This is a genomic window from Klebsiella sp. 2019SCSN059, assembly GCF_021739525.1.
Classification (GTDB): domain Bacteria; phylum Pseudomonadota; class Gammaproteobacteria; order Enterobacterales; family Enterobacteriaceae; genus Klebsiella; species Klebsiella quasipneumoniae.
In genome coordinates this window covers 412814-425790 of the sequence record NZ_JAKKOM010000001.1, presented here as the reverse complement: position 1 = coordinate 425790, position 12977 = coordinate 412814, and the positions used below count along the sequence as shown (strand labels likewise).

Annotated in this window: 13 protein-coding genes and 3 tRNA genes; 10 read left to right on the top strand and 6 right to left on the bottom strand. The window is 57.1% G+C overall.

Annotation, left to right across the window (positions count from 1 at the left end; all coding sequences use genetic code 11):
• Positions 1-67: 67 nt before the first annotated feature.
• Positions 68-940, top strand: coding sequence for a C40 family peptidase (locus tag L2I46_RS02170; protein ID WP_072420065.1), 873 nt, complete (start codon positions 68-70; stop codon positions 938-940).
• On the opposite strand, the gene L2I46_RS02165 is transcribed toward L2I46_RS02170, so the two are convergent.
• Entirely contained in the window at positions 895-1380 is a 486-nt protein-coding gene (locus L2I46_RS02165) for a helix-turn-helix domain-containing protein (RefSeq protein WP_023289942.1), read from the bottom strand. The two genes, L2I46_RS02170 and L2I46_RS02165, sit on opposite strands and share 46 nt — an antisense overlap.
• A 480-nt stretch (positions 1381-1860) precedes the next feature.
• Between L2I46_RS02165 and sodB the strand changes: the two genes are divergently transcribed.
• Positions 1861-2442, top strand: a complete 582-nt coding sequence (gene sodB, locus L2I46_RS02160) for a superoxide dismutase [Fe] (RefSeq protein ID WP_023289943.1) — start codon at positions 1861-1863, stop codon at positions 2440-2442.
• A gap of 60 nt (positions 2443-2502) precedes the next feature.
• Here the strand turns inward: sodB and L2I46_RS02155 are convergent, their stop codons facing one another.
• Positions 2503-3672 (bottom strand): MFS transporter, encoded by a 1170-nt coding sequence (locus L2I46_RS02155; protein ID WP_101861678.1) that lies wholly within the window; start codon positions 3670-3672, stop codon positions 2503-2505.
• A gap of 167 nt (positions 3673-3839) precedes the next feature.
• Positions 3840-3932: a cytochrome bd-I oxidase subunit CydH gene (gene cydH / locus L2I46_RS02150; RefSeq protein WP_002907776.1), complete on the bottom strand. Its 93-nt coding sequence runs from the start codon at positions 3930-3932 to the stop codon at positions 3840-3842.
• Between the two features lie 292 nt (positions 3933-4224).
• On the opposite strand from cydH, the gene purR reads away from it, so the two are divergent.
• The gene (purR, locus tag L2I46_RS02145; RefSeq protein ID WP_004202888.1) at positions 4225-5250 is read left to right on the top strand and encodes an HTH-type transcriptional repressor PurR; all 1026 of its coding nucleotides are present in this window, start codon (positions 4225-4227) and stop codon (positions 5248-5250) included.
• Positions 5251-5268: 18 nt separating this feature from the next.
• On the opposite strand, the gene punR is transcribed toward purR, so the two are convergent.
• Positions 5269-6180 (bottom strand): DNA-binding transcriptional activator PunR, encoded by a 912-nt coding sequence (punR, locus tag L2I46_RS02140; RefSeq protein ID WP_032453122.1) that lies wholly within the window; start codon positions 6178-6180, stop codon positions 5269-5271.
• 112 nt (positions 6181-6292) lie between these two features.
• On the opposite strand from punR, the gene punC reads away from it, so the two are divergent.
• Both punC and cfa read left to right on the top strand, forming a co-directional pair.
• Positions 6293-7474: a purine nucleoside transporter PunC gene (punC, locus tag L2I46_RS02135; RefSeq protein WP_032453123.1), complete on the top strand. Its 1182-nt coding sequence runs from the start codon at positions 6293-6295 to the stop codon at positions 7472-7474.
• A gap of 294 nt (positions 7475-7768) precedes the next feature.
• On the top strand, positions 7769-8917 hold the full coding sequence (gene cfa / locus L2I46_RS02130) for a cyclopropane fatty acyl phospholipid synthase (protein ID WP_023289946.1): 1149 nt from the start codon (positions 7769-7771) through the stop codon (positions 8915-8917).
• 36 nt (positions 8918-8953) lie between these two features.
• Here the strand turns inward: cfa and L2I46_RS02125 are convergent, their stop codons facing one another.
• Positions 8954-9589, bottom strand: a complete 636-nt coding sequence (locus L2I46_RS02125; protein WP_023289947.1) for a riboflavin synthase — start codon at positions 9587-9589, stop codon at positions 8954-8956.
• Between the two features lie 229 nt (positions 9590-9818).
• Here L2I46_RS02125 and mdtK point away from each other — a divergent pair, with 229 nt between their 5' ends.
• The gene (mdtK, locus tag L2I46_RS02120; RefSeq protein WP_023289948.1) at positions 9819-11192 is read left to right on the top strand and encodes an MdtK family multidrug efflux MATE transporter; all 1374 of its coding nucleotides are present in this window, start codon (positions 9819-9821) and stop codon (positions 11190-11192) included.
• 177 nt (positions 11193-11369) lie between these two features.
• Positions 11370-11663, top strand: coding sequence for an acid resistance repetitive basic protein Asr (gene asr, locus L2I46_RS02115; protein WP_236947513.1), 294 nt, complete (start codon positions 11370-11372; stop codon positions 11661-11663).
• 140 nt (positions 11664-11803) lie between these two features.
• Here asr and L2I46_RS02110 read toward each other — a convergent pair whose 3' ends face one another.
• Complete coding sequence (locus L2I46_RS02110) at positions 11804-12382, bottom strand: TIGR00730 family Rossman fold protein (RefSeq protein WP_049013570.1); 579 nt, start codon at positions 12380-12382, stop codon at positions 11804-11806.
• A 253-nt stretch (positions 12383-12635) separates the two neighbouring features.
• Here L2I46_RS02110 and L2I46_RS02105 point away from each other — a divergent pair.
• From L2I46_RS02105 to L2I46_RS02095, 3 genes are all read left to right on the top strand, one after another.
• Positions 12636-12712: transfer RNA gene (locus tag L2I46_RS02105), tRNA-Val, on the top strand.
• Between the two features lie 4 nt (positions 12713-12716).
• A tRNA-Val gene (locus L2I46_RS02100) sits at positions 12717-12793 on the top strand.
• Between the two features lie 4 nt (positions 12794-12797).
• Positions 12798-12874 (top strand) — tRNA-Val (locus L2I46_RS02095).
• Positions 12875-12977: the final 103 nt, after the last annotated feature.

Genomic DNA, 12977 nt, shown 5'->3' with positions numbered 1-12977 from the left:
ATCGTTCCGGTTTGTCATTCATCGTCAGGCATTTGTACATGTCTGTAATTAATCAGGGGATTGCTCAGTGGCGCGGCTAAACAAAATCGCGATATCGCTCTGTGCATTACTGTTCACATCTATCTCATTCACGCCACTGGCTCAGGCTTCAGGGCATACGCACGCCTCCGCCTCGCCAAAGGCGTTGCCCGCGAAAAGCGGCTCAGAGCGCAAGAAAAAAGCAACCAGTCAAAAAAGTAAAACCACCGCTAAAACCACCAGTAAAAAATCCTCGAGCACCCGGCTCCCTACCCGCTCTACCGCAGCAAGCCAAACCGCGCTTCATCGTCAGGCCGCCGGCGCCACGAAAAAATGCGTGCTGCGTAAAGGGTATAAAAAGCAGTGCGCAAAAACGGTGACCGCAAGCGCCGAGCCGGCCCTGGCGCTGAACAGCGTCAAAAGCAAATGCGTGGTGCGTAAGGGCTATAAAAAACGCTGTAAACCCGAGGCCAGCGAAGCGAATCTGACGATCGCCGACGCGCATAAAGTCCGGGTGCAAAAAGCGCAGAGTACCGCCATGAACAAACTGATGGGCCAGCTGGGTAAACCGTATCGCTGGGGCGGCACCTCGCCGCGCACCGGGTTCGACTGCAGCGGGCTGGTCTATTACGCCTACAAAGACCTGGTCAAGATTCATATCCCGCGTACCGCCAATGAAATGTACCACCTGCGCGATGCGCGTCCGGTCGATCGTGACGAACTGCAGAGCGGCGACCTGGTCTTCTTCCGCACCCGCGGACGCGGCACTGCCGACCACGTTGGCGTTTACGTCGGCAACGGGAAATTCATTCAGTCCCCGCGCACGGGGCGCGATATTCAAATCACCTCCCTGAGCGAAGATTACTGGGTACGTCATTACGTCGGCGCCCGTCGCGTCATGACCCCGAAGACCATTCGTTGATCCCGGTCTGCCGCTACGGCGGCAGCCCTCTTCACCTGCGCGTTCTCCGCCCCCACCGTCAGGGGAAACTGCATATTCGCCTCTGTGACCGGCGCTTCCCGACGATAGCGGGTGGGCGACATGCCAAAGTGACGGTGAAAGGTGCGGCAGAACGCCGCCTGCCCGTCGTACCCCAGACGTTGGGAAATACTCTGCATGGAGGCCTCGGTCTGCGTTAAGTAGATTGTCGCGATGGTCATCTTCCGGCGGCTGACGTAGCTCGCCAGCGTGCAGCCGGTCACCATGGCGAATTGCCGCTGGAAATACCAGTGCGAGTAGCCGGACTTTTTCGCTATCGCGCTTACCGGCAGGGTGTCAAAAATATGTGCTTCGATCCAGTCAACGATCCCCTGCACGACCGGGATCATTTTCGGGCTTACCACTTCATCTGTTTTTGCCATCGTAGCCATCCTGTGGAAATTACTGCCGGCGGCTATATTTGTCATACAAATATCAAAATAGACAATGAATTATTGGCATAGCGGCGATTGCCTGAAAGCATAGCGTCATTAATCATTTGATTTAAAATGCTTATTTTCACTCAGTCGTTTGTGCTGCGGGGCCTTAAGATGGCCTGCTGAGAAATTAACCATCGCGGTGAGAGGCTGGAGACCCAGCCTCCTTTTACTTATACATTTTTGCAACATCTGCGGGCATATTAACGCGCCGCTCCGCAGAAAACGGTTAAGCCTTCGGCAGTTGCGCCGGCGATAATAGCCTTTATCGTTGTAAGGCTTTTCACTGCCTGCGGCAAATGTTAACATTCTCAATACAATAACAGGCCCGGGACGCGACAGCGTCGGGCGGTCAGAACGCGATTCAGGTGAAAACCTCATCTTGTCAATGTGAGATAAAACAAAAAAGTTATAAGGAGAGTAGCAATGTCGTTTGAATTACCTGCATTACCATATGCAAAAGACGCCCTGGCGCCGCACATTTCCGCAGAAACCCTGGAATACCACTACGGTAAACACCACCAGGCGTATGTCACTAACCTCAACAACCTGATCAAAGGCACCGCGTTCGAAGGTCAATCGCTCGAAGAGATCGTGCGCACCTCTGAAGGCGGCGTTTTCAACAACGCGGCGCAGGTCTGGAACCACACCTTCTACTGGAACTGCCTGGCGCCGAACGCCGGCGGCGAACCGGAAGGCGAGCTGGCGGCCGCGATTGCCAAATCCTTCGGTAGCTTCGCAGAGTTTAAGGCCAAATTTACCGACGCCGCGGCGAAAAACTTTGGCGCTGGCTGGACCTGGCTGGTTAAAAATGCCGACGGCAGCCTGGCTATCGTCTCCACCAGCAACGCGGGTACTCCGCTGACCACCGACGCGAAGCCGCTGCTGACCGTTGACGTCTGGGAACATGCTTACTACATCGACTACCGCAACGCCCGTCCAAGCTATCTGGACCACTTCTGGGCGCTGGTTAACTGGAAGTTTGTTGCCGCTAACCTGGCCGCATAAACGACAAACCGCAGCAGAGTGACCCCTGCTGCGGTTTTTTTTTACACCCTTCCCCACCGTTTATGACTGGCTGGCAAAGGCCTCCTCCGGCTGCGCTCGTCCGCTAAACCAGACCAGCAGCAGCGCCAGACCGGCAATAATCGCGCCCATCACCGGCACAAACGCATATCCCAGTCCGCCGGAGATCACCGCCCCGCCGGCGGCGGCGCCCAGCGCGTTGCCCAGGTTGAACGCCCCGATATTCACCGAAGAAGAGAGACCCGGCGCCTCATGCGCCACGCGCATCACTCGCATCTGCAGCGGCGGCACTACCGCAAAGGTGGCTGCGCCCCAGACGATCATACTGATGGCCGCACCCGCCGGGGATTGCGCCAGCAGCGGTATCGCCAGCATGATCGCCATCAGCAGCAGCAGAAAGCCTTTCAGCGTGCGGGAGACCGACCGGTCGGCGAATTTGCCGCCCAGATAGTTGCCCAGCGAAAAACCAACACCAATCAGCACCAGCATCGCGGTGATAAACAGCGATGAAGCATGGGTCAGCGTATTCAGTACCGGCGAAATGTAGGTATACAGCGTAAACATCGCCCCGGCGCCCAGCACGGTGGTCAGTAAGGCAGAAAGCACCTGCGGCCGTAACAGGACCGAAAGCTCTTGTTTGACATCCGGCCGTTCGCCCGCGCTGCCCTTCGGCAGGGAGAACCACAGGCTCACCATCGCCAGCAGGCCTAACCCCGCGGTGGCGAGGAAGGACATCCGCCAGCCGATGGTTTCTCCAAGCCAGGTCGCGGCAGGCACGCCGCCGATATTAGCGATGGTGAGGCCCATAAACATGGTGGCCACCGCGCTGGCCTGCTTGTGCTTGGGCACCACGCTGGCCGCCACCACCGACCCCAGGCCAAAAAAGGCGCCGTGGTTGAGGCTGGTTATAATGCGCGACAGCAGCAGCGTGGTGTAATCCGGCGCAATGGATGACAGCAGGTTGCCGACGGTGAAGATCCCCATCAGAAAAATCAGCGCATTGCGTCGGGCGCGATGGGACAGCAGCAGGGTCATCAGCGGCGCGCCGACCATGACGCCGATGGCATACGCACTGATCAGCATTCCCGCTACCGGTATCGAGACGTCCACGCCCTTGGCAATCACCGGCAGCAATCCCATCGGGGAGAACTCGGTGGTCCCGATGCCAAAGGCGCCGATCGCCAGCGCGAGTAAAGGAAAGTTGATTTTCATTCAATGACTCCATCAGACCGTCAGGGAGGACGGCGTAACATCAGAAGCCAAAAGCATGACATCAATCACAAAAAAACAAAAGTGAACGAAATGACAAAAGATTTTTGCAGAATTGATAATAATGGCGGGATACGGGGAGGAAGCCGCGCTCCTCCCTCATCGGAACATTAGTGCAGTATGGCGGTCAGGCTGAATGCGACGATCACGCCGAGGGCAATAATCGTGGTGATCAGCGAAAACTTTAAATTGGTATCCATCATTTTTCCCTCTTGTTATCCCCACACCAAAAGTGAGCTTGCTCATTTTTGCACAAAAAATCGCAAAAATCTTCCGGGATTTAGGGCGATGCACATTTTTGCTCTTCCACTTTGCCCCAAGATCGGACAAAATCCCACGCTAATTTAAAAGCGTATCGGCCATTGACCCCTTCCTGTCGTTCTGTGTCGTTTTCCCGACGTGATGCAATGTTGAAAATTGTATTCAGGGTGTGTGTAGGCAAACGTTTACGTATCGATGATCAGGCGATCAGGTCAAGGCATGGAGTGAGATGTAATGGCAACTATTAAAGATGTAGCGAAGCGCGCAAACGTTTCCACTACAACTGTATCACATGTAATTAACAAAACCCGTTTCGTTGCCGAAGAGACGCGCAATGCGGTATGGGCGGCGATTAAAGAGCTGCACTACTCGCCGAGCGCCGTGGCCCGCAGCCTGAAAGTCAATCATACAAAATCGATTGGCCTGCTGGCGACCAGTAGCGAAGCCGCCTATTTCGCTGAAATCATTGAGTCCGTTGAAAAGAGCTGCTTCCAGAAGGGCTATACCCTGATTCTCGGCAACGCCTGGAACGACCCGGAAAAACAGCGGGCCTATCTGTCGATGATGGCGCAAAAACGCGTCGACGGTCTGCTGGTGATGTGTTCCGAATACCCGGATTCCGTCCTGAGCATGCTGGAAGAGTATCGCCATATTCCGATGGTGGTGATGGACTGGGGCGAAGCAAAAGCCGACTTTACCGATGCGGTAATCGATAACGCCTTCCAGGGCGGGTATATCGCCGGACGTTACCTGATTGAACGCGGTCACCGCGAAATCGGCGTGATCCCGGGCCCGCTGGAGCGCAACACCGGCGCGGGGCGACTGGCCGGCTTCATGCAGGCGATGAAAGAGGCGCATATCAGCGTGCCGGAAAACTGGATTGTACAGGGCGACTTCGAGCCGGAGTCCGGCTACCGCGCCATGCAGCAGATCCTGAGCCAACAACACCGTCCAACGGCGGTCTTCTGCGGCGGCGACATTATGGCGATGGGCGCTATCTGCGCCGCGGATGAAATGGGGCTGCGCGTGCCGCAGGACATTTCGCTGATCGGTTATGATAATGTGCGCAACGCCCGCTATTTCAGCCCGGCGTTAACCACCATTCATCAGCCGAAAGATTCGCTGGGCGAAGCCGCGTTCAATATGCTGTTGGATCGTATCGTCAACAAGCGCGAAGAGTCGCAGTCTATTGAAGTGCACCCTCGGCTGGTCGAACGCCGCTCGGTGGCGGATGGCCCGTTTGTCGACTATCGTCGCTAAAGCACTGGCGGGCGCGGATCACTCCGGCGCCCGCAGCCACTCCCGATTCAGCGTGTCGCTGTCCCCCAGGTAGTCCAGCATCCAGTTTAACGCCGGCGAAGCATCATTCTGCTGCCAGGTCAGACAGCAGGCCGCATCCGGAAACGGATTTTCCAGCGCCAGCGCGGTCCACTCGCCGCGATCCACCCATGGCCGGGCGAAATGGCTTGGCACCATGCCGACGCAGAGCCCTGCCGACAGACAGGTTGCCGACGATTCCCAGTCGGGGACCACCACCCTCTTCTGGTTATCCAGCAGCCACGTTGTCCGTTTGGGCAACGAACGCGAGGTATCTTCCCGCACCAGCGACGGCCAGTTGCGCAGGACATCGTCGCTCAGCGGCCCCGCCATCTTCGCCAGCGGGTGAGCGCTCGCCACCACGCAGTCCCAGCTCAGCATCCCCATATCGCGGAACGCATAGCGGCCCCCAACCGGAATAGAGCGCGTTGCGCCAATCGCCAGCTCCACGCGGCCGTCGGCCAGCGCATCCCATACCCCATTGAACACTTCCTGAAAAACGATCAGCTCGACGTCGGGAAAATGGCGATAGAAATCCACGATCATCTGGCGCATCCGCGCGGGTTTCACGATATCGTCCACCGCGATCGACAACTGCCCGCGCCAGCCGTTGGCAATTTGCTGGCACTGCTGGCGGGTGATCTGCATTTTTTTGATAACAGAGCGCCCTTCCTGTAAAAACCAGACCCCGGCGGGGGTCAGCTCCACATCACGATGACGGCGCTCAAACAACGGGACGGCCAGCCACTCTTCGAGCTGACGCACGGTATAGCTGACGGCGGAAGGCACCCGATGGAGCTCCTGCGCCGCCGCGCTAAAGCTGCCGTTACGGGCGACGGCATCAACCACTTCCAGAGAGTATTCAGACCACATTTTCTGCCTGCAAAATTTTTGAATACATGTGACAAATATTAGCGTTTCACAAGCCACAATGCACTCCCTACACTCTGCGGCATCGTACCTGTACTCCAAAAATGAGAACGTTATGTCACAACCTGGAAAAGGATTTTTAGTCTGGCTGGCCGGCCTGAGCGTGCTGGGCTTTCTGGCCACCGATATGTACCTGCCGGCATTTGCCGCCATGCAGCAGGATCTCGACACCTCCGCCGCATCCATTAGCGCCAGCCTGAGCCTGTTCCTCGCCGGCTTCGCGCTGGGCCAGCTCTTCTGGGGGCCGCTGTCAGACCGCTACGGGCGCAAACCGGTGCTGCTGAGCGGCCTGGCGATTTTCGCGGTCGGCTGCCTGGGGATGCTGTGGGTGCAGAACGCCACGCTGATGCTGGCGCTGCGTTTTCTGCAGGCGATTGGCGTCTGCGCCGCGGCGGTTACCTGGCAGGCGATGGTGACCGATTACTATCCCGCCCAGCGCACCAACCGCATCTTCGCCACTATTATGCCGCTGGTAGGACTGTCCCCTGCGCTGGCCCCGCTGCTGGGCAGCTGGCTGCTGGTGCACTTCGAGTGGCAAGCCATCTTCGCCACCTTGTTTGCCATCACTCTGCTGCTGATGCTGCCTGCCCTGCGCCTGAAGGCCGCCGCTAAGTCGGCCACTGTGGCTGAAAAGAAAATCACTTTTCTGGCGCTGCTGCGCTCCCGGGAATACAGCGGCAACGTCCTGATCTACGCCGCCTGCTCCGCCAGCTTCTTCGCCTGGCTTACCGGTTCGCCGTTTATCCTACATGAGATGGGCTACGGCCCGACCGCCATCGGCCTGAGCTATATCCCGCAGACCATCGCTTTTCTGGTGGGCGGCTATGGCTGTCGCGCGCTGCTGCAAAAATGGTCCGGGCAACAGATGCTCCCGTGGCTGCTGGTGGTCTTCGCCGTCAGCGTCGCCGCCACCTGGCTGGTGGGTCTGCAAACGCATGCCTCGCTGGTAGCGTTAATGATCCCGTTCTGCCTGATGGCGGTGGTCAACGGCGGGATCTACCCCATCGTGGTCGCTCAGGCGCTGAAGCCTTTCCCGCAGGCAACCGGCCGCGCGGCGGCGCTGCAGAACACCCTCCAGCTTGGCCTGTGCTTCCTGACCAGCCTGCTAGTCTCCGCGCTGATCGCCACGCCGCTGCTGACCACCACCAGCGTGATGCTGGTCTCTATTTTGTTAGCCGGAGTGGGTTATCGCCTGCAGCAGACGCCAGCGCTGGCGGCCCACTCTTCCCACGCCTGACGCCCGTCGCCAGAGCCCGGACCAGTGGTTAGCACGCTAAGATATTTTTATTGAAAGCCAGTACTTAGCGTCCTATACTGGATCCGGGTTCACATAAATAAAAAATTTTTAACAGATTAACGGATGCAGGATGCCTCCGTTTCACCATGGAAGGCCTTTCGGCAAGGGTTATCTCCCTTCCTCTGTTCTACGTCGGATAGCGACTTCACGGATTATCCGTGAGATTTCTCACAAAGCCAAAAAAGCGTCTACGCTGTTTTAAGGTTCTGATCACTTGGGCGTGATGGAGAAGCTATGAGTTCATCGTGTATAGAAGAAGTAAGTGTACCAAATGATGACTGGTACCGGATTGCAGCTGAATTGTTGGGCCGTGCGGGAATTGAAATCAATGGCTCCGCGCCGTCAGACCTGCGGATTAAAAACCCTCTTTTTTTTAAACGCGTATTGCAGGAGGGGTCGCTGGGTTTAGGCGAAAGCTATATGGACGGCTGGTGGGACTGCGAGCGTCTGGATATATTCTTCCATAAAGTGCTCCGCGCCGGGCTGGAAAAACAACTCCCTCACCATTTCAAAGACACACTCCGCATCGCAGGCGCTCGCCTGTTTAACCTGCAAAGTAAAAAACGCGCCTGGATCGTCGGCAAAGAGCACTATGACCTCGGCAACGATCTTTTCAGCCGGATGCTGGATCCCTACATGCAATATTCCTGCGGGTACTGGAAAGAGGCGCAGACCCTCGAAGCCGCGCAGCAGGATAAGCTGGATCTCATCTGCCGTAAGCTGGAGCTCGAGCCAGGCATGCGAGTGCTGGATATCGGCTGCGGCTGGGGCGGTCTTGCCGAATATATGGCGCGGAATTACCAGGTGAGCGTTGTCGGCGTGACCATCTCCGCCGAACAGCAAAAGATGGCCCAGGCGCGCTGCGATGGCCTTGACGTGGATATTCGTCTTCAGGATTATCGCGATCTGCACGACAGCTTCGACCGCATCGTCTCCGTCGGCATGTTTGAACACGTGGGTCCCAAAAATTACGCCACCTACTTTGAGGTCGCCGATCGAAATTTGAAACCCAACGGCCGCTTCTTACTGCACACCATCGGTTCCAAAGTCACCGACCATAACGTTGACCCGTGGATCAATAAATATATCTTCCCCAACGGCTGCCTGCCGTCGGTACGGCAGATCGCCGATGCCAGCGAGAAGCACTTTGTGATGGAAGACTGGCACAACTTCGGCGCCGATTATGACACCACACTGATGGCCTGGTATGAGCGTTTCCTCGCCAGCTGGCCGGAAATTGCCGATAACTATTCTGAGCGTTTCAAACGCATGTTCAGTTATTACCTGAACGCCTGCGCCGGCGCCTTCCGCGCCCGCGACATTCAGCTCTGGCAGGTGGTGTTCTCGCGCGGGATTGAACACGGACTGCGCGTCGCCCGTTAAAAAACACGCCCCCGCTCACCGGCGGGGGATTTTTTGTCAGGCTTCACTGACCTTAGCCGCGACCTCTTTCGCCGCCAGCACGCGTTCAACCGTATCGACAACCGCCTGGGTTTGCGGGTCGATCTCGATATTGACGCGGTCACCCAGCTTCTTCGCCCCTAGCGTGGTCCGCTGCAGCGTCTCCGGAATAAGATGCACGCAGAATCGGGTTGCCGTCACCTCGCCTACCGTCAGGCTGATGCCATCGATACCGATGAATCCTTTATAAAGGATATATTTCATCAGCGTCGGATCCTGTACCTTAAACCAGATCTGACGGTTATTTTCGGAAGTGAGGATCTTCACAATTTCCGCCGTGGTCATAATATGGCCGGACATCAAATGCCCGCCGATTTCATCACTGAATTTCGCCGCCCGCTCGACATTGACTTCATCCCCGACCTGAATATCGCCGAGGTTGGTAATCCGCAGCGTCTCTTTCATCAGATCGAAGCTGATGCGCGCGCCGTTGATGTCGGTCACCGTCAGGCAGCAGCCGTTGTTGGCTACCGATGCCCCGGTTTCGAGCCCCTCCAGCATATGCGCCGGCAGCTCCACCACGTGGGTGCGAAAATTGGGTTTATCATCAATGGAGACCACTTTCGCGGTTCCCTGAACAATACCAGTAAACATGTTTGGCTCCTGTTGAAAATCATGACGGTATCATTACCGTTTTCGCTATCGGGAACAATAACAGGAGGGCTGAGCGGTTGCCAGCGCGCTTCGTGCCTCGACTCTTTTTTCACTGGCTTAATGGCTAATCCTCGCTACAATAGACTGGAATTTCCTCATTTTTATCCCCTTGCTGCCAGTTACGGCGGCTTTTTTAGTCTCAAAAAAACAACAATACAAAGGTGTTCACGTGCAGAAGTATTTCATTGAAGCGCGTCAGTTATTAGCTCTGGCTATACCCGTCATTCTTGCGCAAGTGGCGCAGACGGCGATGGGTTTTGTCGATACCGTGATGGCGGGCGGCTACAGCGCCACCGATATGGCCGCGGTGGCCATCGGGACCTCCATCTGGCTACCGGCCATTCTCTTCGGCCACGGCCTGCTGCTGGCGCTGACCCCGGTGGTGGCGCAGCTCAATGGCTCCGGGCGGCGGGAGCGTATCGCGCCTCAGGTGCGTCAGGGCTTCTGGCTGGCGGGGCTGGTCTCGGTGCTGATCATGATCGTGCTGTGGAATGCCGGGTATATCATCAGCTCCATGCACAACATCGATCCGCTGCTGGCGGAGAAAGCGGTTGGCTATCTGCGCGCGCTGCTGTGGGGAGCGCCGGGCTACCTGTTCTTCCAGGTCGCCCGTAACCAGTGTGAAGGGCTGGCGAAAACCAAGCCCGGGATGGTCATGGGCTTTATCGGTTTACTGGTCAACATTCCGGTGAACTACATCTTTATCTATGGCCATTTTGGCATGCCGGAGCTGGGCGGCGTCGGCTGCGGCGTGGCGACGGCCTCCGTTTACTGGGTGATGTTCGCCAGCATGCTGTGGTGGGTGCGCCGGGCGCGTTCGATGCGCGATATCCGCTGCGCCGAGGGCTTCAGCGGCCCCGATTTCGCCGTTCTGCTGCGGTTGGTGCAGCTGGGGCTGCCCATCGCCCTGGCGCTGTTCTTCGAAGTGACCCTGTTTGCCGTCGTCGCGCTGCTGGTCTCTCCGCTCGGGATCATTGACGTCGCCGGCCACCAGATTGCGCTGAACTTCAGTTCGCTGATGTTCGTTCTGCCGCTGTCGCTGGCGGCCGCGGTCACCATTCGCGTCGGCTTCCGCCTCGGCCAGGGCTCAACGATCGATGCCCAGGTTTCCGCCCGCACGGGCGTGGGCGTGGGCGTCTGCCTGGCGGTGTTTACCGCTATCTTTACCGTGCTGATGCGTAAGCAGATTGCCCTGCTGTATAACGATAACCCTGAGGTGGTGATGCTGGCCTCGCATCTGATGCTGCTGGCGGCGGTCTACCAGATCTCCGACTCCATTCAGGTGATCGGCAGCGGTATCCTGCGTGGCTATAAAGATACGCGGTCTATCTTTTTTATCACCTTTACCGCGTACTGGGTGCTGGGTTTGCCCAGCGGCTACCTGCTGGCGCTGACCGACGTGATTGTCCCCCGCATGGGGCCCGCCGGCTTCTGGTGCGGATTTATCATCGGCCTGACCTCCGCCGCCATTATGATGATGCTGCGGATGCGTTTTCTGCAGCGCCAGCCCTCCAGCACTATCTTACAGCGCGCCGCGCGCTAATCCTGCCAAAGCCCGCCACCCCGGCGGGCTTTTTCTTTCTTCAGTTTTGTTCCGGCGTTGTACATTCCGTTACTCCCCGACACCAAAGACTCACTGATGAGCGCCCCGGAGATGCATATAGTGTGGCCAACAGCCCCGCAGTGGGGTTACTCAGGAAACCAATTCGAGGATTTCAGCATGAAAAAAGTATTAGCTCTGGTTGTTGCCGCTGCTATGGGTCTGTCATCTGTTGCTTTCGCCGCCGATGCCGCGACCACCACCCCGGCTGCCGCAGCCAGCCACACCACCGTTCATCACAAGAAACATCATAAAGCGGCGGCGAAACCGGCAGTAGCGCAGAAAGCCCAGGCGGCGAAGAAGCACCACAAAGCCGCAGCGAAACCGGCAGTAGCGCAGAAAGCCCAGGCGGCGAAGAAGCACCACAAAGCGGCGCACCACGCAGCCAAACCGGCGGTACAACCGGCGGCATAACGGTCAGAGCGTTAAGGTGATAAACCGGCGCTGAATAGCGCCGGTTTTTTTTCAGGAGGACATCATGCTGCAACGCTATCGCTTCGAATTGCTGTTGGTTCTGCTCATCGTCTGCGCGCTGTTTACCCTTCGCTTGATGTTTAAATAGCGGGCTGCTGAACCCATTTACGCGCCGGCGGCGTATAGTCGCGAAAACCGGCGATAATCTCCTCTGCCGAGGCAGCAAACGGCAGCATCTCCGCGTAGCGCGGGTGCATAAACCCTTCCCGCACCATGTTATTGACCATCGCCTGCAGCGGATCGTAATACCCTTTAATATTCAGAAATGCGCACGGCTTTTCATGGATGCCCAGCTGCGCCCAGGTCCACTGTTCGAAAATCTCTTCCAGCGTCCCCGCTCCGCCCGGCAGAGCAATAAAGCCGTCGGCCAGCGCCGCCATTTTGGTTTTCCGTTCGTGCATATCCTCAACCACATGCAGCTCCGTCAACCCGCGGTGGGCAATTTCCCGTTCCACCAGGCCGCGCGGCATCACGCCAATCACCACGCCCCCGGCCTCAAGCGCCGCATCGGCAACCGCCCCCATCAAGCCAACTTTGCCGCCGCCATAGACAACAGCCAGTCCCTGCTGCGCCAGCGTGTGGCCAACCCGTCGGGCAGTGTCGAGATACAGCGGATGTTCGCCAGCTGAAGAACCGCAGAAAATACCTATCGATTTCATCTTCGTTATTACTCCTCTCTTCTGGTGGGCGATAATTTAACACAACGGCAACCTTTGTGCGCAGGTTGAGACCCGCGGAGAAAAGAGAGGCGAGGCGCCTGCTGGCGAAGAAATATCCTTGTGGTTCAGTAAAATATCGCCGGAATGGGTAAAAGATCCGCAATCGCAAGCAATGTACAAGAAAAGTGACGTTTACCTCTTGCCACATCCCCTGCCTGCCGCTAATATGCGTCCCCGTTGTCACCACAACATTGCGTTCGTAGCTCAGTTGGTTAGAGCACCACCTTGACATGGTGGGGGTCGTTGGTTCGAGTCCAATCGAACGCACCATTATGCGTTTATAGCTCAGTTGGTTAGAGCACCACCTTGACATGGTGGGGGTCGTTGGTTCGAGTCCAATTAAACGCACCATAATGCGTCTGTAGCTCAGTTGGTTAGAGCACCACCTTGACATGGTGGGGGTCGATGGTTCGAGTCCATTCAGACGCACCAATCTTGTTTCTTATCATTCCCTCTCAACATTACCCTGCAGCATCTTGACCGGAAAACGCACGCCTTCTGCGCTTCCCGCCTGAACGTTATTGAACCCTGCCAA

Bases quoted from the DNA above. Each gene is read 5' to 3' on its own strand.
- purR (WP_004202888.1), top strand. From the start codon at position 4,225: ATGGCAACTATTAAAGATGTAGCGAAGCGCGCAAACGTTTCCACTACA.
- cfa (WP_023289946.1), top strand. From the start codon at position 7,769: ATGAGTTCATCGTGTATAGAAGAAGTAAGTGTACCAAATGATGACTGG.
- asr (WP_236947513.1), top strand. From the start codon at position 11,370: ATGAAAAAAGTATTAGCTCTGGTTGTTGCCGCTGCTATGGGTCTGTCA.
- L2I46_RS02110 (WP_049013570.1), bottom strand. From the start codon at position 12,382: ATGAAATCGATAGGTATTTTCTGCGGTTCTTCAGCTGGCGAACATCCG.
- punC (WP_032453123.1), top strand. From the start codon at position 6,293: ATGTCACAACCTGGAAAAGGATTTTTAGTCTGGCTGGCCGGCCTGAGC.
- cydH (WP_002907776.1), bottom strand. From the start codon at position 3,932: ATGATGGATACCAATTTAAAGTTTTCGCTGATCACCACGATTATTGCC.
- punR (WP_032453122.1), bottom strand. From the start codon at position 6,180: ATGTGGTCTGAATACTCTCTGGAAGTGGTTGATGCCGTCGCCCGTAAC.
- L2I46_RS02125 (WP_023289947.1), bottom strand. From the start codon at position 9,589: ATGTTTACTGGTATTGTTCAGGGAACCGCGAAAGTGGTCTCCATTGAT.
- L2I46_RS02165 (WP_023289942.1), bottom strand. From the start codon at position 1,380: ATGGCAAAAACAGATGAAGTGGTAAGCCCGAAAATGATCCCGGTCGTG.
- sodB (WP_023289943.1), top strand. From the start codon at position 1,861: ATGTCGTTTGAATTACCTGCATTACCATATGCAAAAGACGCCCTGGCG.
- L2I46_RS02155 (WP_101861678.1), bottom strand. From the start codon at position 3,672: ATGAAAATCAACTTTCCTTTACTCGCGCTGGCGATCGGCGCCTTTGGC.